The 21463-nt window shown below is 70.3% G+C and carries 18 protein-coding genes; 4 read left to right on the top strand and 14 right to left on the bottom strand.

The features are described from left to right. Positions 1–114: 114 nt before the first annotated feature. Positions 115–1185 (bottom strand): ADP-ribosylglycohydrolase family protein, encoded by a 1071-nt coding sequence (locus ACFT32_RS07610; RefSeq protein WP_382486808.1) that lies wholly within the window; start codon positions 1183–1185, stop codon positions 115–117. Between the two features lie 200 nt (positions 1186–1385). Between ACFT32_RS07610 and ACFT32_RS07605 the strand changes: the two genes are divergently transcribed. After that, a complete protein-coding gene (locus ACFT32_RS07605) occupies positions 1386–2504 on the top strand; it encodes a glycerate kinase (RefSeq protein WP_382487093.1) in 1119 nt (372 codons plus the stop codon). Between the two features lie 248 nt (positions 2505–2752). Here the strand turns inward: ACFT32_RS07605 and pssA are convergent, their stop codons facing one another. From pssA to ACFT32_RS07560, 9 genes are all read right to left on the bottom strand, one after another. After that, positions 2753–3535, bottom strand: a complete 783-nt coding sequence (gene pssA, locus ACFT32_RS07600; protein WP_382487091.1) for a CDP-diacylglycerol--serine O-phosphatidyltransferase — start codon at positions 3533–3535, stop codon at positions 2753–2755. A 58-nt stretch (positions 3536–3593) separates the two neighbouring features. Then, positions 3594–4250 carry a phosphatidylserine decarboxylase gene (locus ACFT32_RS07595; protein WP_003994082.1) on the bottom strand — a complete coding sequence of 219 codons (657 nt, stop codon included), beginning with the start codon at positions 4248–4250 and terminating at the stop codon, positions 3594–3596. Positions 4251–4420: 170 nt separating this feature from the next. Further along, positions 4421–5626, bottom strand: a complete 1206-nt coding sequence (locus ACFT32_RS07590; protein WP_382486806.1) for an acyl-CoA dehydrogenase family protein — start codon at positions 5624–5626, stop codon at positions 4421–4423. 2 nt (positions 5627–5628) lie between these two features. Next, complete coding sequence (locus tag ACFT32_RS07585) at positions 5629–6141, bottom strand: MaoC family dehydratase (protein ID WP_382487089.1); 513 nt, start codon at positions 6139–6141, stop codon at positions 5629–5631. A 5-nt stretch (positions 6142–6146) separates the two neighbouring features. Continuing rightward, positions 6147–7109, bottom strand: a complete 963-nt coding sequence (locus ACFT32_RS07580) for an HpcH/HpaI aldolase/citrate lyase family protein (RefSeq protein ID WP_382486804.1) — start codon at positions 7107–7109, stop codon at positions 6147–6149. Beyond that, complete coding sequence (locus ACFT32_RS07575) at positions 7106–9133, bottom strand: protein meaA (RefSeq protein ID WP_382486803.1); 2028 nt, start codon at positions 9131–9133, stop codon at positions 7106–7108. Before ACFT32_RS07575 ends, ACFT32_RS07580 begins: the two co-directional genes overlap by 4 nt. Positions 9134–9141: 8 nt before the next feature. Beyond that, positions 9142–10479, bottom strand: coding sequence for a crotonyl-CoA carboxylase/reductase (ccrA, locus tag ACFT32_RS07570; protein WP_382487087.1), 1338 nt, complete (start codon positions 10477–10479; stop codon positions 9142–9144). 386 nt (positions 10480–10865) lie between these two features. Continuing rightward, a complete protein-coding gene (locus ACFT32_RS07565; protein WP_382486801.1) occupies positions 10866–11675 on the bottom strand; it encodes a TetR family transcriptional regulator in 810 nt (269 codons plus the stop codon). 115 nt (positions 11676–11790) lie between these two features. Next, the gene (locus ACFT32_RS07560; RefSeq protein WP_382486799.1) at positions 11791–13596 is read right to left on the bottom strand and encodes a 3-hydroxyacyl-CoA dehydrogenase family protein; all 1806 of its coding nucleotides are present in this window, start codon (positions 13594–13596) and stop codon (positions 11791–11793) included. 332 nt (positions 13597–13928) lie between these two features. Between ACFT32_RS07560 and ACFT32_RS07555 the strand changes: the two genes are divergently transcribed. Then, a complete protein-coding gene (locus ACFT32_RS07555) occupies positions 13929–14504 on the top strand; it encodes an adenylosuccinate lyase (RefSeq protein WP_382486797.1) in 576 nt (191 codons plus the stop codon). Positions 14505–14506: 2 nt separating this feature from the next. On the opposite strand, the gene ACFT32_RS07550 is transcribed toward ACFT32_RS07555, so the two are convergent. The 4 genes from ACFT32_RS07550 to ACFT32_RS07535 form a co-directional block, all read right to left on the bottom strand. Next, positions 14507–15010: a GNAT family N-acetyltransferase gene (locus ACFT32_RS07550; RefSeq protein WP_382486795.1), complete on the bottom strand. Its 504-nt coding sequence runs from the start codon at positions 15008–15010 to the stop codon at positions 14507–14509. Between the two features lie 20 nt (positions 15011–15030). Beyond that, on the bottom strand, positions 15031–15429 hold the full coding sequence (locus ACFT32_RS07545; protein WP_382486793.1) for a RidA family protein: 399 nt from the start codon (positions 15427–15429) through the stop codon (positions 15031–15033). A gap of 57 nt (positions 15430–15486) precedes the next feature. Continuing rightward, positions 15487–17064 (bottom strand): alpha/beta hydrolase, encoded by a 1578-nt coding sequence (locus ACFT32_RS07540; protein ID WP_382486791.1) that lies wholly within the window; start codon positions 17062–17064, stop codon positions 15487–15489. A gap of 136 nt (positions 17065–17200) precedes the next feature. Beyond that, a complete protein-coding gene (locus ACFT32_RS07535; protein ID WP_382486789.1) occupies positions 17201–18238 on the bottom strand; it encodes an Rv2578c family radical SAM protein in 1038 nt (345 codons plus the stop codon). 170 nt (positions 18239–18408) lie between these two features. Here ACFT32_RS07535 and ACFT32_RS07530 point away from each other — a divergent pair, with 170 nt between their 5' ends. Both ACFT32_RS07530 and ACFT32_RS07525 read left to right on the top strand, forming a co-directional pair. Then, positions 18409–18852, top strand: coding sequence for an SRPBCC family protein (locus ACFT32_RS07530; RefSeq protein WP_215117577.1), 444 nt, complete (start codon positions 18409–18411; stop codon positions 18850–18852). A gap of 163 nt (positions 18853–19015) precedes the next feature. After that, entirely contained in the window at positions 19016–21406 is a 2391-nt protein-coding gene (locus ACFT32_RS07525; protein WP_382486788.1) for an MFS transporter, read from the top strand. The last annotated feature ends 57 nt before the right edge of the window (positions 21407–21463 follow it).

Below are 21463 nucleotides of genomic sequence, written 5' to 3'. Positions count from 1 at the left end.
GGCCGGGAGTACCAGGAAGTCGTGGCCGATACTGAGCGCCGACGAGCCCCGGATCCCGAAGCGGAAGAGCGAGTCCGTCGCTCCACCCGGCAGGGAATGGCCGGTTCCCTACGGTCAGGCCGCCGGCTCCGCCAGCCGCAGCGTCCGCTCCGCCAGCTCGCTGATCCGCACCCCGTCGAAGCCGAACACCGCACTGCGGACCGTGTCCTCCAGCGGGGCCTTCCAGTGGTCCGGGATGGCGGCCGCCCCGCCGAACACACCCGCCACCGAACCCGCGGTCGCCCCGTTGGAATCGGTGTCCAGGCCGCCGCGCACGGTCAGGGTGATGGTGCGCGTGAAGTCGCCGTCTCCGTAGAGCAGGCCGGCGGTCAGAACGGCGGCATTCGGAACGGTGTGGATCCAGCCCATCCCGGCGGTCTCCTCGGCGATCGTGGTGAGCGTGTCCTCCCAGGACATCCGGGTGTCGTGCAGGGAGACCACCCGGCGTACCGTCCGGGCCAGCCGGCTGCTCGCCGGGATCACGGTCAGGGCCTGGTCGACCGCATGCCGCACGGTGGGTGCCGTGAAGGCCGCCGAGATCAGCGCCGCCGCCCACATCGCCCCGTAGACCCCATTGCCGGTGTGCGACAGCACCGCGTCCCGCCGGGCCAGCGAGGCGGCCCGGCGCGGCACCCCCGGGCAGGTCCAGCCGTAGATGTCGGCCCTGATCAGCGCCCCGATCCACTCCTGGTACGGATTGTCGTACGTCGCCGTCAGCGGCGGCTTGAGCCCGTCGGCCAGATTGCGGTACGCGGCCCGCTCCGCGGTGAACGTCTGCAGGTACGGCAGCCGCAGCAGCCACAGGTCGCCGACCTGCTCGGTGCTGAAGCCGAAGCCGTGGGTCTCCAGCAGATGGAGGCCGAGGATCGCGTAGTCGACGTCGTCGTCGCGGCAGCTGCCGTGGATCCGGCCGCGCACACACTGGCGCCACTCGGGCCGCAGCGCGGTCTCGTCGTCGCCGGTGGGCTCGGGCAGGTAGTCGGTCAGCGGGAGGGCGGCGGCCTTTCTGAGGTAGCGGTCGATGCGGTCACGGGTCCAGACCTCGCCCTGTTCGACCGGTTTGCCGAGCATGTTTCCCGCGATACGGCCCAGCCAGCCGCCGAGGATGCGGTCGGCGAGCGCTGCTTCGGTGTCGACGAGCGTCATGGTTACGGTCTACCCGTTTCCGCGGGATCGCCCGAGGGGCGGGGCCGCAGGTCCAGCAGTCGGGCAGATGCTGACGGCCGGGGCGTCCTGAGGTTAAGGTCGCAGCGGCGCGACTGGCCCTGACGTGCGTGAGGGCCCGGAGAGCAAGGGGAGTGCAAGTGGCGGACGCTGCAGTGAGCGGTACCCGAACGACCCAGCGGGTGCTCGTCGCCGCGGACAAGTTCAAGGGGTCGCTGACGGCCGTGGAGGTCGCCGAGCGGGTGACGGCCGGGCTCCGCCGGGCCGTGCCGCACCTCGAGGTCGAGGCGCTGCCCGTGGCCGACGGCGGCGACGGCACCGTGGCCGCGGCGGTCGCGGCCGGGTTCGAGCGCCGGGAGGTACGGGTCGCAGGCCCGCTCGGCGGTGAGGTGACGGCGGCGTTCGCGCTGCGCGACGGCACCGCGGTCGTGGAGATGGCCGAGGCGAGCGGACTCCAGCGGCTGCCCGCCGGCGTCTTCGCCCCGCTCACGGCGTCCACGTACGGCTCCGGCGAGCTGCTGCGGGCCGCCCTGGACGCGGGTGCCCGCACGATCGTCTTCGGGGTCGGCGGCAGCGCCACCACGGACGGCGGCGCGGGCATGCTGTCCGCGCTGGGCGCCCGGTTCCTTGACGCCGACGGCGAGCCGGTACCGCCGGGCGGCGGCGGCCTCGCCGATCTGGCCACGGCCGATCTGTCGGGCCTGGACCCGCGTCTGACCGAGGTCGAACTGGTCCTCGCCAGCGACGTCGACAACCCGCTGACCGGCCCGAAGGGCGCGCCCGCGGTCTACGGCCCGCAGAAGGGCGCCTCGCCGGACGACGTGGCGGCCCTGGACACCGCCCTCGCGCACTTCGCGAAGGTGCTGGAGGGGCCGGCCGGTCCGAAGGCCGCCGAGTACGCCGCCTCGCCCGGCGCGGGCGCCGCGGGCGGCATCGGCTACGGCGCCCTGCTGCTGGGCGCCCGGTTCCGCCCCGGCATCGAGGTGATGCTCGACGTCCTGGGCTTCGCGCCCGCGCTGGACCGTGCCGATCTGGTGATCACCGGCGAGGGCTCCCTCGACGAACAGACCCTGCACGGCAAGGCCCCGGCGGGCGTCGCCGCGGCGGCCCGCGCCGCCGGCAAGGACGTGGTGGCGGTCTGCGGCCGCCTCGCCCTGCCCCCGGAGGTCCTGGGCCGGTCCGGCTTCCGCCGGGCCTACCCCCTGACGGACGCGGAGCCGGACGTGGCGAAGTGCATCGCCGAGGCGGGCCCGATCCTGGAACGGGTGGCAGAACGCATCGCGAGGGATTTCCTGACCTGATCCGGGCTCTGCCCGACCTGAGCGGGCTCCGAGCCGGGTTCTGCCCGGTCTGAGCCGGGCTCCGTACGTCGGCTGCCACGCCCCCGACCGCACCTCCTGTCCGACCGATTCGGGCGGCGGGTGAACATAGGGGCCGGGGGTCTGAGGGCGGAGTCCCCAGGGACAGCGACCACTCCCGAACCCGCACAGCAAAGGGCCCCGAACCGAATCCCGGTCCGGGGCCCAAGCCAAATCCAACCGCTACGGCGCTAGGGCAGCTGTGCCGCCCGCGCCTCCCGTCGGCTGCCGCGGAAGTTGTTCACCCGCCGAGCCGTCGCGAACAGCGGAATCACCGCACCCATGACCAGCTGAAGAGCGCACCCCGTCTGCAGCAGCAGCTGTCCGCCCGGCGCGTCGAACGCCCACGCCGCCAGCAGCCCCATGCTCAGCACGATCCACGACAGCATCGCCACGGCGAGCCGCCCCCGCGGCTTCGGGTACTCGACCCGGCTCACCATCAGCCAGGCCGTCCCCAGGATCGCCAGCAGCGTCGCCACGAAGGGCAGCTCCAGCAGCACGATCGACACGACCGTCAGCGCCCCGAACGGCGACGGCATGCCCTGGAACGTGCCGTCCTTGACCGTGACGCACGAGAACCGCGCAAGCCGCAGCACCACCGCCAGCAGCACGACGATCGCCCCGACCGCCGCCACCCGCTGGTGCGCGTCGTCCGCGACCATGCCGTACACGAGGACGAAGTACGCCGGTGCCAGGCCGAAGCTGATCAGGTCGGACAGGTTGTCCAGCTCCGCGCCCATGGGGGAGGAGCGCAGCTTGCGCGCCACCAGGCCGTCGAAGAGGTCGAAGACCGCAGCGCAGAGCATGAGGATGACCGCCGTGGCCGCGCTGTGGCGGGCCATGCCGGTCTCCTGGCTGCCCGTGAGGTGCGGGATCAGGATGCCGGTGGTGGTGAAGTACACCGCCATGAAGCCGCACGTGGCGTTGCCGAGCGTCAGGGTGTCCGCTATCGAGAGGCGAAGGGAGAGGGGCATCTCCTCTTCTTCGTCCACCTCGTCGGCCTCCGGGACCCAGCCGGCCTTGGTATCAGGATCAATCACGGTCAATGCGAGTCACCCCAGCCACGGTCTTCTGACCGACCTCGACCGCGACCTCCACGCCCTCGGGCAGGTAGAGGTCGACACGCGAGCCGAAGCGGATCAGGCCGATCCGCTCGCCCTGCTCGACCTTGGTGCCCTGGGGCACGTAGGGAACGATGCGACGGGCGACCGCGCCGGCGATCTGGATCATCTCGATGTCGCCGAGCTCGGTGTCGAAGTGCCACACGACCCGCTCGTTGTTCTCGCTCTCCTTGTTGAAAGCGGGAACAAAGCCACCGGGGATGTGCTCGACCGACGTCACCGTGCCGGCCAGCGGCGCGCGGTTGACGTGCACGTTGAGCGGGCTCATGAAGATCGCGACGCGGGTGCGGCCGTCCTTCCACGGCATGATGCTCTGCACCACACCGTCGGCGGGCGAGATGACCCGGCCCTGGGTGATCTCGCGCTCGGGGTCGCGGAAGAACCACAGCATTCCCGCCGCGAGCGCGGTGGCGGGAACGGCGACGGCCTTGGCGGCGCCGGAGCGGCGGGCACGGGCCAGGCTGAGGGCTGCGGTGGCGACGGTCGGAAGGAGCCACGGCGATGCTCCGCGCGCGAGGCGTACGCCGGCCCGGCTGTCGCGTGGTGCAGAGGTTTGGCTGTGGGGCATGGATGACCTTCGTAGCGGATGAGGCCGCACTCTGACGGGGGACGGCGGCTTTCCGGCGATCGTAGCGGCTCGGGGCCGTAACTGGGTAAGCCAGGCAGCCGAGTCGGCGGCTGAAGAGTGCTGACGGGGTGTGATCTTCTTCTCCAAGAAAACACCCCGTATCCGGACATCTAGCCCTGGAATCGATACTCTTCGAGCAGTCGCCGACCGATGATCATTTTCTGGATCTCGGCGGTACCTTCACCGATGAGCAGCATCGGCGCCTCACGGTAGAGGCGCTCGATCTCGTACTCCTTGGAGAAGCCGTAGCCGCCGTGGATCCGGAAGGCGTCCTCGACGACTTCCTTGCAGTACTCGGAGGCGAGGTATTTCGCCATCCCGGCCTCGAGGTCGTTTCGCTCCCCGGAGTCCTTTTTGCGAGCTGCATTCACCATCATCGCATGCGCGGCCTCGACCTTGGTAGCCATCTCGGCCAGCTTGAACTGGATCGCCTGGTGCTGGGCGATCGGCTTCCCGAAGGTGTGACGCTGCTGCGCGTACTGGACACCCAGTTCGAACGCACGCTGAGCGACGCCGCAGCCACGCGCCGCCACGTTGACGCGCCCGACCTCGACCCCGTCCATCATCTGGTAGAAACCACGGCCGGTGACCCCGCCGAGCACGCGATCCGCAGGAATCCGCAGGCCATCCATGATGAGTTCGGTGGTGTCGACACCCTTGTAACCCATCTTGTCGATCTTGCCGGGGATGGTGAGGCCGGGGCGGACCTCGCCGAAGCCGGGCTCCTTCTCGACGAGGAAGGTCGTCATCGACTTGTGGGGCGCCGTGCCTTCGGGGTGACCTTCGTCACTTCGGACCAGAACGGCCACCAGAGACGACGTTCCGCCGTTCGTCAGCCACATCTTCTGGCCGTTCAGGACGTACTCCTCGCCGTCCTTCACCGCCTTCGACGTGATCGCCGACACGTCCGAACCGAGGGCCGGCTCCGACATCGAGAACGCGCCACGGATGTCGCCCGCCGCCATCTTCGGCAGGAAATGGTCCTTCTGTTCCTGCGTCCCGTGCTGCTTGAGCATGTACGCCACGATGAAGTGGGTGTTGATGATGCCGGACACCGACATCCACCCGCGGGCGATCTCCTCCACGCACAGCGCGTAGGTCAGGAGCGACTCGCCCAGGCCCCCGTACTCCTCGGGGATCATCAGGCCGAACAGGCCCAACTCCTTCAGCCCGTCGACGATCTGCTGCGGGTACTCGTCGCGGTGCTCCAGCTCCGTCGCGACTGGGATGATCTCCTTGTCCACGAAGTCCCGGACGGTGGACAGGATCTCCTGCTGGATGTCCGTCAGACCGGCGGTCTGGGCGAGTCGCGCCATGGCTACTTCTCCTGCTCCTTGAGCTCGGGGCGGCCGGGCTGCTCGCCGCCGCGCTCCTTGATGTAGGTCTCGGTCGGCACCATGACCTTGCGGCGGAACACGCAGACCAGCGTGCCGTCCTGCTTGTAGCCCTTGCTCTCGACGTAGACGATGCCGCGGTCGTTCTTCGACTTCGACGGCCACTTGTCGAGCACGGTCGTCTGGCCGTAGACCGTGTCACCGTGGAAGGTCGGCGCCACGTGCTTGAGCGACTCGATCTCCAGGTTGGCGATGGCCTTGCCGGAGATGTCCGGCACGGACATGCCGAGCAGCAGGGAGTAGATGTAGTTCCCGACGACGACGTTCTTGCCGAAGTCCGTCGTCTTCTCCGCGTAGTTCGTGTCCATGTGGAGCGGGTGGTGGTTCATGGTGAGGAGACAGAACAGGTGGTCGTCGTACTCCGTGACCGTCTTTCCCGGCCAGTGCTTGTACGTCGCCCCGACCTCGAACTCCTCGTAGGTGCGTCCGAACTGCATCGTCGTCACGCCTCCGGGATCTCGAACTTGCTGGTGCGCTGCATGCCGGCGGCGCGTCCCTTGCCGGAGACGACCAGGGCCATCTTGCGGCTGGCCTCGTCGATCATCTCGTCGCCGAGCATCGCCGAGCCCTTCTTGCCGCCCGCCTCGGACGTGTAGTAGTCGTACGCGTCCAGGATCAGCTCGGCGTGGTCGTAGTCCTCCTGGGACGGCGAGAAGATCTCGTTGGACGCCTCGACCTGGCCCGGGTGCAGCACCCACTTGCCGTCGAAGCCGAGGGCGGCGGCGCGCTGGGCGACCTCGCGGTAGCCGTCGATGTTCCGGATCTGGAGGTAGGGGCCGTCGATCGCCTGGAGGTTGTTGGCGCGGGCGGCCATCAGGATCTTCATCAGGATGTAGTGGTAGGCATCCGCCGGGTAGCCGGGCGGCTGCTCGCCCACGACCAGCGACTTCATGTTGATGGAGGCCATGAAGTCGGCCGGGCCGAAGATGATCGTCTCGACGCGCGGGGAGGCCGTCGCGATCTCGTTGACGTTGTTCAGGCCCTGCGCGTTCTCGATCTGCGCCTCGATGCCGATCTTGCCGACCTCGAAGCCCATCGTCTTCTCGATCTGCGTCAGCAGCAGGTCGAGGGCGACGACCTGCTGGGCCGTCTGCACCTTCGGCAGCATGATGCAGTCGAGATTCTGGCCGGCGCCCTCGACGACCGTGACGACGTCCCGGTACGTCCACTCGGTCGTCCAGTCGTTGACCCGCACGACGCGCGTCTTGCCCGTCCAGTCGCCCTCGTTGAGGAACTTGACGATGGTGTGCCGCGCCTCGGGCTTGGCGAGCGGGGCGCACGCGTCCTCCAGGTCGAGGAAGACCTGGTCGGCCGGGAGGCCCTGTGCCTTCTCCAGGAAGCGGGGGTTCGAGCCCGGTACCGCCAGGCAGGAACGCCGGGGGCGAAGGCGGTTGACCGTGGTCATGCGGGGACCTCCAGGGGGTCGAGCTTGTTCGCTTTCCGGATCTCGTCGACGATGCGGCCGATGATTCCGGTGATGTCGAAGTCCTTCGGGGTGAAGACGGCGGCCACTCCGGCTTGCCTGAGCTGCTCGGCGTCACCATTCGGGATGATGCCACCGGCGATCACCGGTATATCTGTGGCACCGGCCACACGGAGCCGTTCGAGGACGTCCGGGACCAGCTGGGCGTGCGAGCCGGACAGGATGGACAGGCCGACCGCGTGCACGTCCTCGTCGATGGCCGCGTCCACGATCTGCTCGGGCGTCAGCCGGATGCCCTGGTAGACCACCTCGAAGCCGGCGTCACGCGCCCGCACGGCGATCTGCTCCGCGCCATTGGAGTGCCCGTCCAGGCCCGGCTTGCCGACCAGGAAGCGCAGCTTGCCCACGCCCAGGTCCTTCGCCGTGACGTCCACCTTGCGGCGGACCAGGGCGAGCGTGCTGCCCTCCTCGACCGGGACGGCCACGGGCGCCGACGAGACGCCCGTCGGGGCGCGGAACTCGCCGAACACCTCGCGCAGGGCCCCGGCCCACTCGCCGGTCGTCGCCCCGGCGCGGGCGCACTCCAGGGTGGCCTCCATGAGGTTCTCCGTGCCGCGGGCGGCGTCCTTCAGCCGCTCCAGCGCCTTGCAGGGGCGCGGGTGGTTGAAGGGCGGCTGGTAGCGGTTGTCGCGCCACTGCTGGAGCGAGGCGATGACGCGGGCCTCGACCGCCGGGTCGACCGTCTGGATCGCGGTGTCCAGGTCGGCGGTCAGCGGATTCGGTTCGGTGCCCTCGAAGGCGTTGACACCGATGATCTTCTCCTGGCCCGACTCGATCCGGCCCCGGCGCTCGGCGTGCGAGGAGACCAGCTGGGACTTGAGATAGCCGGACTCGACGGCCGCCATCGCGCCGCCCATCTCCTCGATGCGGTCGATCTCCGCGAGGGAGGACTCGACCAGTTCCTCCACCTTCGCCTCGATCACCTTCGAGCCGTCGAAGATGTCCTCGTACTCCAGCAGATCGCTCTCGTACGCCAGCACCTGCTGGATGCGCAGCGACCACTGCTGGTCCCAGGGGCGGGGCAGGCCCAGCGCCTCGTTCCAGGCGGGGAGCTGCACGGCACGCGCGCGTGCGTCCTTGGAGAGGGTCACGGCCAGCATCTCGAGCACGATCCGCTGGACGTTGTTCTCCGGCTGCGCCTCCGTCAGGCCCAGGGAGTTGACCTGGACGCCGTAGCGGAAGCGGCGGTGCTTGGGGTTCTCGATGCCGTACCGCTCGCGGGTGACCTTGTCCCAGATGCGGCCGAAGGCGCGCATCTTGCACATCTCCTCGACGAAGCGGACGCCCGCGTTCACGAAGAAGGAGATACGGCCGACCACGTCGCCCATGCGCTCCTGCGGCACCTGGCCGGAGTCGCGCACGGCGTCGAGCACGGCGATCGCGGTGGACATCGCGTACGCGATCTCCTGCACCGGCGTGGCGCCCGCCTCCTGCAGGTGGTAGCTGCAGATGTTGATCGGGTTCCACTTCGGGATGTGGGAGACCGTGTACGCGATCATGTCCGTCGTCAGCCGGAGCGACGGCCCCGGCGGGAACACGTGGGTTCCGCGGGACAGGTACTCCTTGACGATGTCGTTCTGGGTCGTGCCCTGGAGCTTGGTGATGTCCGCACCCTGCTCCTCGGCGACGACCTGGTAGAGCGCCAGCAGCCACATGGCCGTGGCGTTGATGGTCATCGAGGTGTTCATCTGCTCCAGGGGGATGTCCTGGAACAGCCGGCGCATGTCACCGAGGTGCGCGATCGGCACACCGACCCGGCCGACCTCGCCGCGGGCGAGGATGTGGTCGGAGTCGTAGCCGGTCTGCGTCGGCAGGTCGAACGCCACCGACAGACCCGTCTGGCCCTTGGCGAGATTGCGCCGGTACAGCTCGTTGGACGCCTCGGCCGTGGAGTGACCGGCGTACGTGCGCATGAGCCACGGCCGGTCCTTCTGACGCTCAGTCATGGACGACCTCAGATGTTCCGGAAGCGGTTGATGGCGTCGATGTGCTTGGCGCGCTTCTCGTGGTCGCGCACGCCCAGGCCCTCTTCGGGGGCCAGCGCGAGCACGCCGACCTTGCCCTGGTGGAGGTTGCGGTGCACGTCGTAGGCGGCCTGGCCGGTGTCCTCCAGGGAGTAGACCTTGGAGAGCGTCGGGTGGATCTTGCCCTTCGCGATGAGCCGGTTGGCCTCCCAGGCCTCGCGGTAGTTGGCGAAGTGCGAGCCGATGATCCGCTTCAGCGACATCCACAGGTAGCGGTTGTCGTACTCGTGCATGTAGCCCGAGGTCGAGGCGCAGGTGGTGATGGTGCCGCCCTTGCGGGTGACGAAGACCGAGGCACCGAAGGTCTCGCGGCCGGGGTGCTCGAAGACGATGTCGATGTCCTCGCCGCCGGTGAGTTCGCGGATGCGCTTGCCGAAGCGCTTCCACTCCTTGGGGTCCTGGGTGTTCTCGTCCTTCCAGAACTTGTAGCCCTCGGCGTTGCGGTCGATGATCGCGTCGGCGCCCATCGCCCGGCAGATGTCCGCCTTCTGCTCGCTGGAGACGACGCAGATCGGGTTGGCGCCGCCGGCCAGCGCGAACTGGGTGGCGTAGGAGCCGAGTCCGCCGCTCGCGCCCCAGATGAGCACGTTGTCGCCCTGCTTCATGCCGGCGCCGTTGCGGGAGACCAGCTGCCGGTAGGCGGTGGAGTTGACCAGGCCGGGAGCGGCGGCCTCCTCCCAGCTCAGGTGGTCGGGCTTGGGCATCAGCTGGTTCGACTTGACCAGCGCGACCTCGGCGAGGCCGCCGAAGTTGGTCTCGAAGCCCCAGATGCGCTGCTCGGGGTCGAGCATCGTGTCGTTGTGGCCGTCGCTGGACTCCAGCTCGACGGAGAGACAGTGCGCGACGACCTCGTCGCCGGGCCGCCAGGCGTTGACGCCCGGGCCGGTGCGCAGGACGACGCCCGCGAGGTCGGAGCCGATGACGTGGTACGGCAGGTCGTGGCGCTTGGTGAGCTCGCTGAGCCGGCCGTAGCGCTCCAGGAAGCCGAACGTCGAGAGCGGCTCGAAGATCGAGGTCCACACGGAGTTGTAGTTGACCGAGGAGGCCATGACGGCCACCAGGGCCTCGCCCGGGCCGAGCTCCGGAACCGGAACCTCGTCCAGGTGGATCGACTTGCGGGGGTCCTTGTCGCGGGTCGCGAGACCCGCGAACATCTCCGTCTCGTCCTTGTGCACGGTGATCGCGCGGTACGACTCGGGGAGCGGAAGGGCGGCGAAGTCCTCCGACGCGGAGTCGGGCGACTGGATCGCGGCCAGGATGTCCTTCATGGTCACGGTGTTGCCTCCGGCGGTGTGCGCCCTGAGGGAGGGGCGCTGAGGGTTACGGCGGTGCTGCTGAGGGTTGAGGGTGTGCCGTCGGTTCGGCGGTGGTGCTGTTCGGCAGCGCTTGGTGGCGCGGGAGGTTGCCTGTGACGCAGGCGTCCGGGCGAGCAGGCGGTGGGCTTGCTGGGACGTCGCCCGGACCTCTTCAACGTATGACACCGCGTGTCACCCCGCAAGGCACTGAGTGCCAGAACTTGCTCTCAGATGAAATCTTTACGCAACAAATGAGCGATGATCGATCGAATGGCCTCGGCGGGGCATGTCAAAACGGCCCCTGACATGCCAAAACGGCCACCCCGCAGGGTGGCCGTCATCACAGTGGTACGAGCTGCTCAGCGCTCCTTGAGTGCCTGCTCGATCGTCCTCATGACCTCGTCCAGCGGCGCGTCGGTACGGGCGACGGTCACCAGCACCTCGCCCTGGGCCGAGGCCGTGGCCGCGGCCGGCTGCGGGTCCGTGGAGCGCCCGGCCCCGATGCCCGTGCCGAAGGTCTTGCGCACGATCGCGAAGGCGTGGTCCAGCTGTGTCTCCACGTCACCCTGCCCGCCGGCCCGCAGCCAGCGCCGCAGAACGTGGTTGTGCGCGGTCACCACGGCGGACGCGGCGACCTCCGCCAGCAGCGGGTCGTCGTTGGCGTCGTCGGCGTGCGCGCGCTCGTCGAAGTGGCCGAGGAGATAGCGGGTGAAGAGGCGCTCGTAGCGGGCCACCGACGCGATCTCCGCCTCGCGCAGCGTGGGCACCTCACGTGTCAGCTTGTAGCGGGCGACCGAGATCTCCGGCCGGGCCGCGTACATCTTCATGACTTCCTTGATGCCGCGGCACACCGTGTCGAGCGGATGCTCGTGCGCGGGCGCGGCGTTGAGCACCGCCTCGGCGCGGATCAGGGTGTCGTCGTGGTCGGGGAAGATCGCCTCTTCCTTGGAGCGGAAGTGGCGGAAGAACGTGCGGCGGGCGACCCCGGCCGCCGCCGCGATCTCGTCGACGGTGGTCGCCTCGTACCCCTTGGTCGCGAACAGCTCCATCGCGGCGGCCGCCAGTTCCCGGCGCATCTTCAGCCGCTGGGCGGCGGCACGAGAGCCTGCGGCACTCTCCGGAGCGTCGGTCGTAGCTGGTGTACGTGAGGACTTGGCGGGCTGGGGCATGCCCTGAACGTACTGCATGTGCGCAGCTCGCTGCGCATGGCCTGGTTCGTGGAACCGGTCCGGGCCGAGCAGGCCACCCCACTCGGAGCCGGACCGGAACCAGTCGCCGGGACCCTCAGCGCTTGGCATATTCGCGGAAGCCACGGCCGGTCTTGCGGCCGAGGCAGCCCGCGGCCACCAAGTGCTCCAGCAGCGGCGCCGGGGCGAGCCCCGGGTCGCGGAACTCGCGGTGCAGGACCTTCTCGATGGCGAGCGAGACATCCAGTCCGACGACGTCCAGCAGCTCGAACGGGCCCATCGGGTACCCGCCGCCCAGCCGCATCGCCGCGTCGATGTCGTCGAGGGACGCGTAGTGCTCCTCGACCATCTTGATCGCGTTGTTCAGGTACGGGAAGAGCAGCGCGTTCACGATGAAGCCCGCCCGGTCCCCGCAGTCGACCGCGTGCTTCCTGATCCGGCCGCAGACCTCGCGGACCGTCGCGTGGACGTCGTCGGCCGTCAGCACCGTGCGGACGACCTCGACCAGCTTCATGGCCGGCGCCGGGTTGAAGAAGTGCATGCCGATCACGTCCTGCGGACGCGAGGTGGCACGGGCGCAGGCGACGACCGGCAGCGACGAGGTGGTGGTGGCCAGGACCGCGCCCGGCTTGCAGACCTTGTCCAGCGCGGCGAACAGCTGCCGCTTGACCTCCAGGTCCTCGGCGACCGCCTCCACGGCCAGGTCGACGCCGGCGAAGTCGTCGTACGTGCCCGTCGGCGTGATGCGCTCCAGGGTCTGCGCGGCGGCCTCGGCGGTCAGCCGGCCCTTGTCGACCGAGCGGGCCAGGGACTTGCCGATCCGCGCCTTCGCGGCCTGGGCCTTCTCCTCGCTGCGCGCCGCGAGGACCACGTCGTACCCGCCCTTGGCGAAGACCTCGGCGATGCCGGAGGCCATCGTGCCCGAGCCCGCGACACCGACCGAGCGGACCTCCCGGCCCGCGGCCAGGCCCTCGCCCTCCAGCGGGGTCAGGGCGTCCCGCACGACGACCGCGCTGCCCGGCGCCTCGTACGTGTAGAAACCACGCCCCGCCTTACGGCCGGTCAGACCCGCCTCGCTCAGCTGGGCGAGGATCGGTGCCGGCGCGTGCAGACGGTCGCGGGACGCGGCGTACATCGCCTCCAGGACCGTGCGCGCGGTGTCGACGCCGATCAGGTCGAGCAGCGCCAGCGGGCCCATGGGCAGCCCGCAGCCCAGCCGCATCGCGGCGTCGATGTCCTCGCGGGAGGCGTACTTCGCCTCGTACATCGCGGCGGCCTGGTTGAGGTAGCCGAAGAGAAGGCCGTCGGCGACGAACCCCGGGCGGTCGCCGACCGCGACGGGCTCCTTGCCCAGGTCCAGGGCGAGGTCGGTGACCGCCGTGACGGCCGCCGGAGCGGTCAGCACCGAGGAGACGACCTCGACCAGCTTCATCGCCGGGGCCGGGTTGAAGAAGTGCAGGCCCAGCACCCGCTCCGGACGGGAGGAGTCGGCGGCCAGCCGGGTGACGGACAGGGCGTTGGTGCCGGTCGCCAGGATCGTCCCGGGGCGCACGATCCCGTCCAGCTCCCGGAAGATCTGCTGCTTGACCTCGTACGACTCCGGCGCCACCTCGATGACCAGGTCGGCGTCGGCCGCCGCCCTGAGGTCGGTGGAGGTGCGGACCCGGGCGAGGATGTCCGTACGGTCCTGCTCGGTGAGCCGCTCGCGCTCGACGCCACGGGCGGTGGAGGCCTCCAGGGCGGCGACGCACTTCGCGGCCTGGGCCTCGCTGATGTCGATGCCGACGACCTCGCGGCCGGCCTTGGCGAGGACCTCGGCGATGCCGGTGCCCATCGTGCCGAGGCCGACGACGGCGATGGTCTGCAGCGGGGACTGGGACGGGTCGGAAAGGGGAGTGGCCATCGCGGGACTCCAGGAATGAGGGTGACGACGGGGAACACGCCCGGGTGCGCCGAGGGGCGCACCGAGTGCGTGAGAAAGTGCGGGTGTTGCCGGGCCGCAAGCGCACACGCCCGGTGAAAGGAGGACCGGCCCTGTCCCGGGGCCGAGTCGCACCGCGGTACCTGAGGCACCGAACCGACTGCTCTCACGACGGCCGCGTCACCAGACCGCCGCGAGGAAATACGAGTGGGTAACTCGCTCGTCTGAGCTTAACTGGCGGGTAACGAGCGCGCCAGCCCTCGTCTTTGTGATGTACGTCCCGCGCAGCTCGCGGCGCCCCTACCCTCTCATCCATGGACGAAGAGTTGCGATCACTCACGCTGCGCTTACGGCAGGAGTCGGGGGCAGGGTCCGCGTTCGAGCGGCTTGTGGCGACCGATGACGTCGACGCCCTGGCGGGTGTGCTGACCGAGCCCGGGCAGCAGCTGTGGGCGAGGGAGCTGGCCGCGTTCAGGCTGGGGCTCGTGGGGGACCGGCGGGCCTTCGAGGCTCTGGTGCTGCTGCTGAACCACCGTGACCCGCCGCGCTGCGCCTCCGCCGCCTACGCCCTCGCCCGCCTCGGCGACCCGCGCACCGCCCGCGCGGCCGCCGCCCTCGCGACGAACGAACTGCGCGTCGCCTACGCCCTCCACCCCGTACGGCTCTTGGTCGAGCTGCGCGCCCCGGAGGCCGTGCCCGCGCTGATCACCACCCTGCGGCGGCGGCTGCGGCCGCACGACCCCTACCGCCGGGTGGCCCTCGCCTGTGTGGACGGACTCGGCACGCTCGGCGACGCCCGGGCCAGGCCCGTCCTGGACGAGGCCCTCGCCCATCCGGTGCTCGCCGAGGCTGCGGTGCGCGCGCTGGGGAGGATTCCCAGGCAGCGGTGAGGTCAGCGGGGGAGCGGTCTCGCGTAGCGCACTTCGGGGACGGTGGTGCCCGCCACCTCGAAGGGCTCCTCGGCTCCGTCCGCGTCGAAGCCGGCCCGTTCGTAGAAACGGCGGGCCCGGCCGTTCTCCTTGAGGACCCACAGGAGCAGCCGGCCGTGTCCCGCGCGGGAACAGCGCTCGGCCGACTCCACGAGCAGTGCCCGCCCCACTCCGCGTCCCAGGTGCTCCGGATGGACGTAGACGGCGTACAACTCGGCGTCCTCCGTACGGACTTCACCGTCCCGGTACGGTCCGTGGCAGGCCCAGCCGACGAGTTCGCCGCCGGCGTCCTCGGCGACCAGGTTCACCACGCTGTCGTCGGCCTGCGCGAAATACGTACGGCGGCGCTCCGCGTCCTCGGCGGGGCTCATGCCGTCCAGGTACGCCTGCGGGATCAGCCCGCGGTACGCGCTCTGCCAGCCGCGTACGCGGATCTCCGCGACCCGGTCGCAGTCGGCGAACGCCATCTCCCGAATCCGAAGCCCCTTCACTCCGCCACCACGGCGAACGCCTCGATCTCCATCAGGAACTCCGGCCGGACCAGCCCGGCGACCCGCACCGCAGAGGCGGCCGGCAGCCGGTCGTCGGGTATGTGCTCGGCGCGGGCCGCGCGGATGGCCGCCATATGGGCCATGTCCGTGACGAAGTAGGTGAGTTTGACGACGTCGTCGAAGGTGGCCCCGGCCGCGGCCAGGCAGCGCCCGAGGTTCTCGAAGACCTGGCGGGCCTGCGCCGCCGGGTCGCCCTCGCCGACCAGCCCGCCCCGCTCGTCGAGCGCGAGCTGACCGGCGACGGCCACGAAACGGCCGGTGCCCATGACGACGTGGCTGTACTGGGCGGCGGCAGCGACCCCGTCGGGGGCGGGAATCCTCGTCAGCTGACTCATGGAGCCATAGTGGACCACGGGTCTGACAGTGCCCGCCCCCGCGGACGGGACAGGGGCTCAGCTGCGGAAGCCGAGCAGGCGGTGGAGTGTCGAGCCGCGTACGGACATCGATGCCGTCTTCGACGTCAGCGGCTCCGGGTCCGGGAGGGCGTCGCAGGTCGCGTCCCGTGTGCCGACACCGCGCGGGACGGTGCCGTCGGACAGATACGTGGCCAGGTACTTGTCCAGGCAGGCGTTCCCGCTCAGTGTGATGCCGTGGTTGCCGCCGCCCTGCTCGACCACCAGGCTGGAGCGCGCCAGCAGGTCATGGACGGTGGCGCCGCCCTCGTAGGGAGTGGCCGCGTCGTTCGTCGCCTGGAACAGCAGGGCGGGAGGCAGCTGACCGTTGGCGATGCTCACCGGACGCGCCCCGTCGGTCGGCCAGAACGCGCACGGTGCGTTGTACCAGGCGTTGTTCCAGGTCATGAACGGCGCCTTCTCGTACGCCGCCCAGTTGTCCTTGCGCCACTGGTGCCAGTCACGCGGCCAGAACGCGTCCCGGCACTGCACCGAGGTGTAGATGCTGTAGCTGTTGTCGTCGGCGGCGTCGATCGCGCCGAAGTTCTTGTACACCTCGACCAGCGGGGCGGTGGTCTTGCGGTTCACATAGGCCGCGAACGCCTCCGCCAGATAGGGCCAGTAGCCGTTGTAGTAGGTGCCCGGGACGAAGGTGTCCTCCAGCTCCGCGGCGCCCACCCTGCCGTCCGCCGGGTTCTTGGCCAGCGCCGCCCGCATCGCGTACCACGTGGCTTCGATCTTCTCCGGGTCGGTGCCGAGCCGGTACCGCGCGTCGTGCTTGGCGACCCAGGCCATGAAGGCGCGGTGGCGGTCGTTGAAGGCGTGGTCCTGGTTGAGGTTGGCGGTGTACCAGACATCGGTGGGGTCGACGATCGAGTCCAGGACCATGCGCCGGACGTGCTGCGGGTACAGCCTCCCGTAGACCGCGCCCAGATAGGTGCCGTACGAGTATCCGAAGTAGTTGATCTTCCGCGCGCCCAGTGCCCGCCGGATCGCTTCGATGTCGTGCGCCGCGCTGACCGTATTGATGTGCGGCAGCAGGTGCCCGTACTTCTCGGTGCAGGCGACGGCGAAGGACTTGGCACGGGCGAGGTTGGCCCGCTCCACCTCGGGCGTGCTCGGCACGGAGTCCGGGCGCACCGGACCGAAGTAGCCGGGCTCGCAGTCCAGCGCGGGCCTGCTCTGGCCCACTCCGCGCGGGTCGAAGCCGATGATGTCGTACTGGGCCGCGACCTCCTTGGGCAGTGAGGTCGCGACGAAACCGGCGAGTGTCAGGCCGTCGCCGCCGGGACCGCCGGGGTTGACCAGCAGTGGGCCCTGGAACCGCTCGGCGGTGTGCGGGACGCGGGACAGCGCGAGGCTGATCTGCGGACCGCGCGGGTTCGCGTGGTCGAGCGGCACCTTGAGGGACGCGCACTGGAGCATCGGATAGTCGGTGGTGCCGCACTTCTTCCAGGCGGGTTTCGCAGTGCGAAAGGTTCCCGCGGAGTGCGGTGCGCTCGCCTCGGCGGGCACGGCCGCAATGCTCCCGGCCAGCACGACGGCAGCGCCGCACAGCACGGCTGCGCGTGTTCTCATGGAGTCCTTCCAGGGCGGAGAGGCGTCGGACCGCGGAGTTCACGGTCCTCGCCGATTCGTCCCGGCAAGCGGCTCCGGAAGAACGTGTTCTGGCAAGACTTGACCCGATTGGGCCGCGATTTGCGCTCGAACGCTCCTAAATGAGCGACAGTTGGGTGGGTTCGGACGTCGGCGGCTCGGCCGGTTCGGGTGTCCGGATCCGGCGCGGCGGCTCCACGCGCGTGGGCCCGATGCCGTACTCCTCCGCCAGCTCGTGGACCTGACGGGTGATCCGGCGCTGGTACCACTTCGGGGCGTAGGAGCCCTCCGCGTACAGCCGCTCGTACCGGGCCACCAGATACGGATGCTCCCGGCCCAGCCAGGCCATGAACCACTCCCGGGCACCGGGCCGCAGATGCAGCACCAGCGGGGTGACGGACGTGGCGCCGGAGGCCGCGATCGCCCTTACGGTGGCCCGCAGTTGGGCCGGCCGGTCGCCCAGGAACGGGATCACCGGCGCCATCAGCACCCCGCAGCCGATGCCGTGCTCGCCCAGGGTCCGTACGACGTCCAGGCGCCGCTCCGGCGCGGGCGTGCCCGGCTCGACGGTGCGCCACAGCTCGGGGTCGGTGAAGCCGACCGAGACGGATATGCCGACGTCGGTCACCTCCGCGGACTGTTTGATCAGGTCCAGGTCGCGCAGGATCAGCGTGCCCTTGGTCAGGATCGAGAAGGGGTTCGCGTGATCGCGCAGGGCCGAGATGATGCCCGGCATCAGGCGGTAGCGGCCCTCGGCCCGCTGGTAGCAGTCGACGTTCGTGCCCATCGCGATGTGCTCGCCCTGCCAGCGCCGCGAGCCGAGCTGCCGGCGCAGCAGCTCGGGCGCGTTGACCTTGACCACGATCTGGGTGTCGAAGCCGAGGCCCGTGTCGAGGTCGAGGTAGCTGTGCGTCTTGCGGGCGAAGCAGTACACGCACGCGTGCGAGCAGCCGCGATAGGGGTTGACCGTCCACTGGAACGACATCCGCGAGACCGCCGGCACCCGGTTGATGATCGAACGGGCCCGGATCTCGTGGAAGGTGATGCCCGCGAACTCCGGCGTGTCGATGGTGCGGGTCGTCACCGCGTCCGCGCCGAACAGCGCGGAGTCGGCCCGGCTGTGTTCGGAGTCCGTTGTGAGGTTCTCCCAGCGCATGACGCCTCCTCGGTAGCACTGCCCACAGAATAGAACACATGTTCCCTTGATCGTGCGAGGGTGTTTTACGAACGTGTTCGACCGGGTTCGGGGACCCCGATTTGGGGGGCCGGGCAGCGGGGTGGTTGGCTTGCCCCGACCCCCGAGAAACCATGTCCTGGAGGAACCTGATGGCGCAGGTCGAGGCCACTACGGAGCGGATCGTCGCGGCGGACGCGGAGACGGTGTTCGACGCCCTCGCCGACTACAGCGGCACGCGCGAGAAGCTGCTGCCCGAGCACTTCAGCGAGTACGAGGTGCGCGAGGGCGGCGACGGCGAGGGCACCCTCGTCCACTGGAAGCTCCAGGCCACCAGCAAGCGCGTGCGGGACTGCCTCCTGGAGGTCGGCGAGCCCACCGACGGCGAGCTGGTCGAGAAGGACCGCAACTCCTCCATGGTCACCACCTGGCGGGTCACCCCGGCCGGCGAGGGCAAGTCCCGGGTCGTCGTGACCACCACCTGGACCGGCGCCGGCGGCATCGGCGGCTTCTTCGAGAAGACCTTCGCCCCCAAGGGCCTCGGCCGGATCTACGACGCGATGCTCGCCAAGCTCGCCGCCGAGGTCGAGAAGTAGCAGCCCGCCTCCCCAAGATCCAGACCCGCGGGGGCCGTTGTGCCCCCTCACCGGTTCGGGTGATCTCCGGGCGGACCCGCCGCATGCCGTAACTCGTCGTGCTTGCTCATAGTTGTCGCTTTTACGCGGGAATTGTGCGGCAGCGCGACGAGGGGAGCGGTAGGTGGGCGGTATCACTCTGGCGCAGGACGAACCGGCGGTGGCGCCACCCGACAGCCCCGCCCCGCCACCGGCCCCGGCCGCCGGACCGAGCCCCCGCCGGGTCCGGTTGATCTTCCTCGCCCTCATGTCGGCCCTGCTCCTGGCGGCCCTGGAGCAGATGATCGTCGCCACCGCGCTCCCGAAGATCGTCGGCGAGCTGCACGGCCTGGACCGGATGTCCTGGACGATCACCGCCTACCTGCTCACCGCCACCGTCGGACTGCCGATCTACGGCAAGCTCGGCGATCTGCTGGGCCGCAAGGGCGTCTTCCAGTTCGCCATCGTCGTCTTCGTCGCCGGCTCCGCGCTCGCGGGCCGCGCGCAGACCATGGACCAGCTCATCGCCTTCCGCGCCCTCCAGGGCGTCGGCGCGGGCGGCCTCATGATCGGTGTCCAGGCGATCATCGCGGACATCGTGCCGCCCCTGCGGCGCGCCCGCTACATGGGCCTGATCGGCGCCGCGTTCGGCCTCGCCTCCGTGGCCGGACCGCTGCTCGGCGGCTACTTCACGGACCACCTCTCCTGGCGCTGGTGCTTCTACGTCAACGTGCCCTTCGGCCTGGTCACCCTGGCCGTCGTCGCCGTCGCGCTGAAGCTCCCGAAGCCGGCCGTCAGGGCCCGGCTGGACGTCCTCGGCGCGCTGCTGCTGACCGCCGCCTCCACCTGCCTGGTGCTGCTCACCAGTTGGGGCGGCACCGAGTACGCCTGGGACTCGCGCATGATCCTCGGCCTCGGCGCCGGAGCGGCCGCGGCGACCGTGCTCTTCCTCGTCGTCGAGCGCTTCGCCGTCGAACCCCTCATCCCGCTCAGGCTGTTCAAGGACTCCGTCTTCAACGTCACCGGTCTCGTCGGCCTGGTGATCGGAGCCGGACTGTTCGGCGCCGCCAGCTACCTGCCGACCTGGCTGCAGATGGTCGACGGGGCCTCCGCCACCGAGTCGGGCCTGCTCATGCTGCCGATGACGGGCGGCATCGTCGGCGCCTCGATCATCGTCGGCCAGCTCATCAGCCACACCGGCCGCTACAAGGCCTACCCGATCCTCGGCGGCGCCCTCTCCGTCGCCGGCATGTGGCTGCTCTCCCGCCTCGACGCCGGCACACCTCGGCTGCACTACAGCATCTGGATGGCCGTCCTCGGCGCCGGCATCGGCATGGTGATGCCGGTCCTGATCCTCGCCGTGCAGAACTCGGTGCGCCCGGCCGACCTCGGGACCGCCACCAGCGCCAACAACTACTTCCGGCAGATCGGCGGCAGCGTCGGGGCGGCCGTCTTCGGCACCCTCTTCGCCGGCCGGCTCGCCGACTCGCTGGCCCGGCGCCTGCCCGCACACGCGGGCGACCGGCTGCCCGAGCCCGAGTCCATCACCCCGCAGCTCGTGCACACGCTGCCTCCGGCACTGCGCGACGGCTACATCCGGGCGTACGCCGACGCCATGCCGCGGATCTTCCTCTACCTGGTGCCGGTGCTCGTCCTCGGACTGGTCATCGCCTTCTTCCTCAAGGAGAAACCACTGGTGTCCCACTACGCCTCCGCCACCGACCCGGACACGGCGCCGGGGAACGCCGCGATCCCGCAGGCGCGCGCACCGCACGCGGCCGGAATGCCCGTCTGCGGTTCGGTGCAGCACCACGACGGGACCGTCGTGCCCCGCGCGGCGCTCACGCTCATCGACGTCACCGGGCAGCAGACCGGGCGCGGCGCGAGCGGCGAGGACGGGCGCTACACGCTGGCCACGCCGGGCCCCGGCGCCTATGTGCTGATCGCCGCCGCGGGCGGCCACCAGCCGCAGGCGGTCTCCGTGACCGTCGGCGAACGCCCCGTCGAACTGGACATCGTCCTCGGCGGCGCCGGGAACCTCGTCGGCAGCGTCGTCACCGCCGACGGCACCCCCGTGCGGGACGCCACCGTCACGCTCACCAACGCGCACGGCGCGGTGGTGGCCACCACCCGCAGCGGCCGGGAAGGCGGCTACGTCATCACCGAACTGGTCGCCGGGGAGTACACCCTCGCCGCCGGCGCGCCCGCCTTCCGCCCGGCCGCGCTGCTCGTCACCGTCCAGGCCGATCGCGAGACCCGCCGGGACATCGAACTGGCCGGCGGCGCCGTCCTGCGCGGCACCGTCCGGGCGGGCGGCGGCCGGCCCGTGGAGGACGCCCGCGTGACCCTGCTGGACGTGGCGGGCAATGTCGTCGACACCCTCACCACCGGCCCCGACGGGACGTTCCGGTTCGTCGACCTGTCCTCCGGCGAGTACACCGTCATCGCCGCCGGATACCCGCCCGTCGCCACCGTCCTCCAGGTGGCCGGAGGCGGCCGCACCGAGCGGGATCTCCAGCTGGGGCACGAGGACTGAGGCGCACCGGCGCGCGGGGTCGTACGCCGGTGCGAGGCCCGCGCGAGCAATTCCCGC

It is taken from the genome of Streptomyces sp. NPDC057002, assembly GCF_042673825.1.
Lineage (GTDB): Bacteria > Actinomycetota > Actinomycetes > Streptomycetales > Streptomycetaceae > Streptomyces.
The sequence above is the reverse complement of the archived record's forward strand: the minus strand, read 5'-3'. Positions and strand labels throughout refer to the sequence as shown.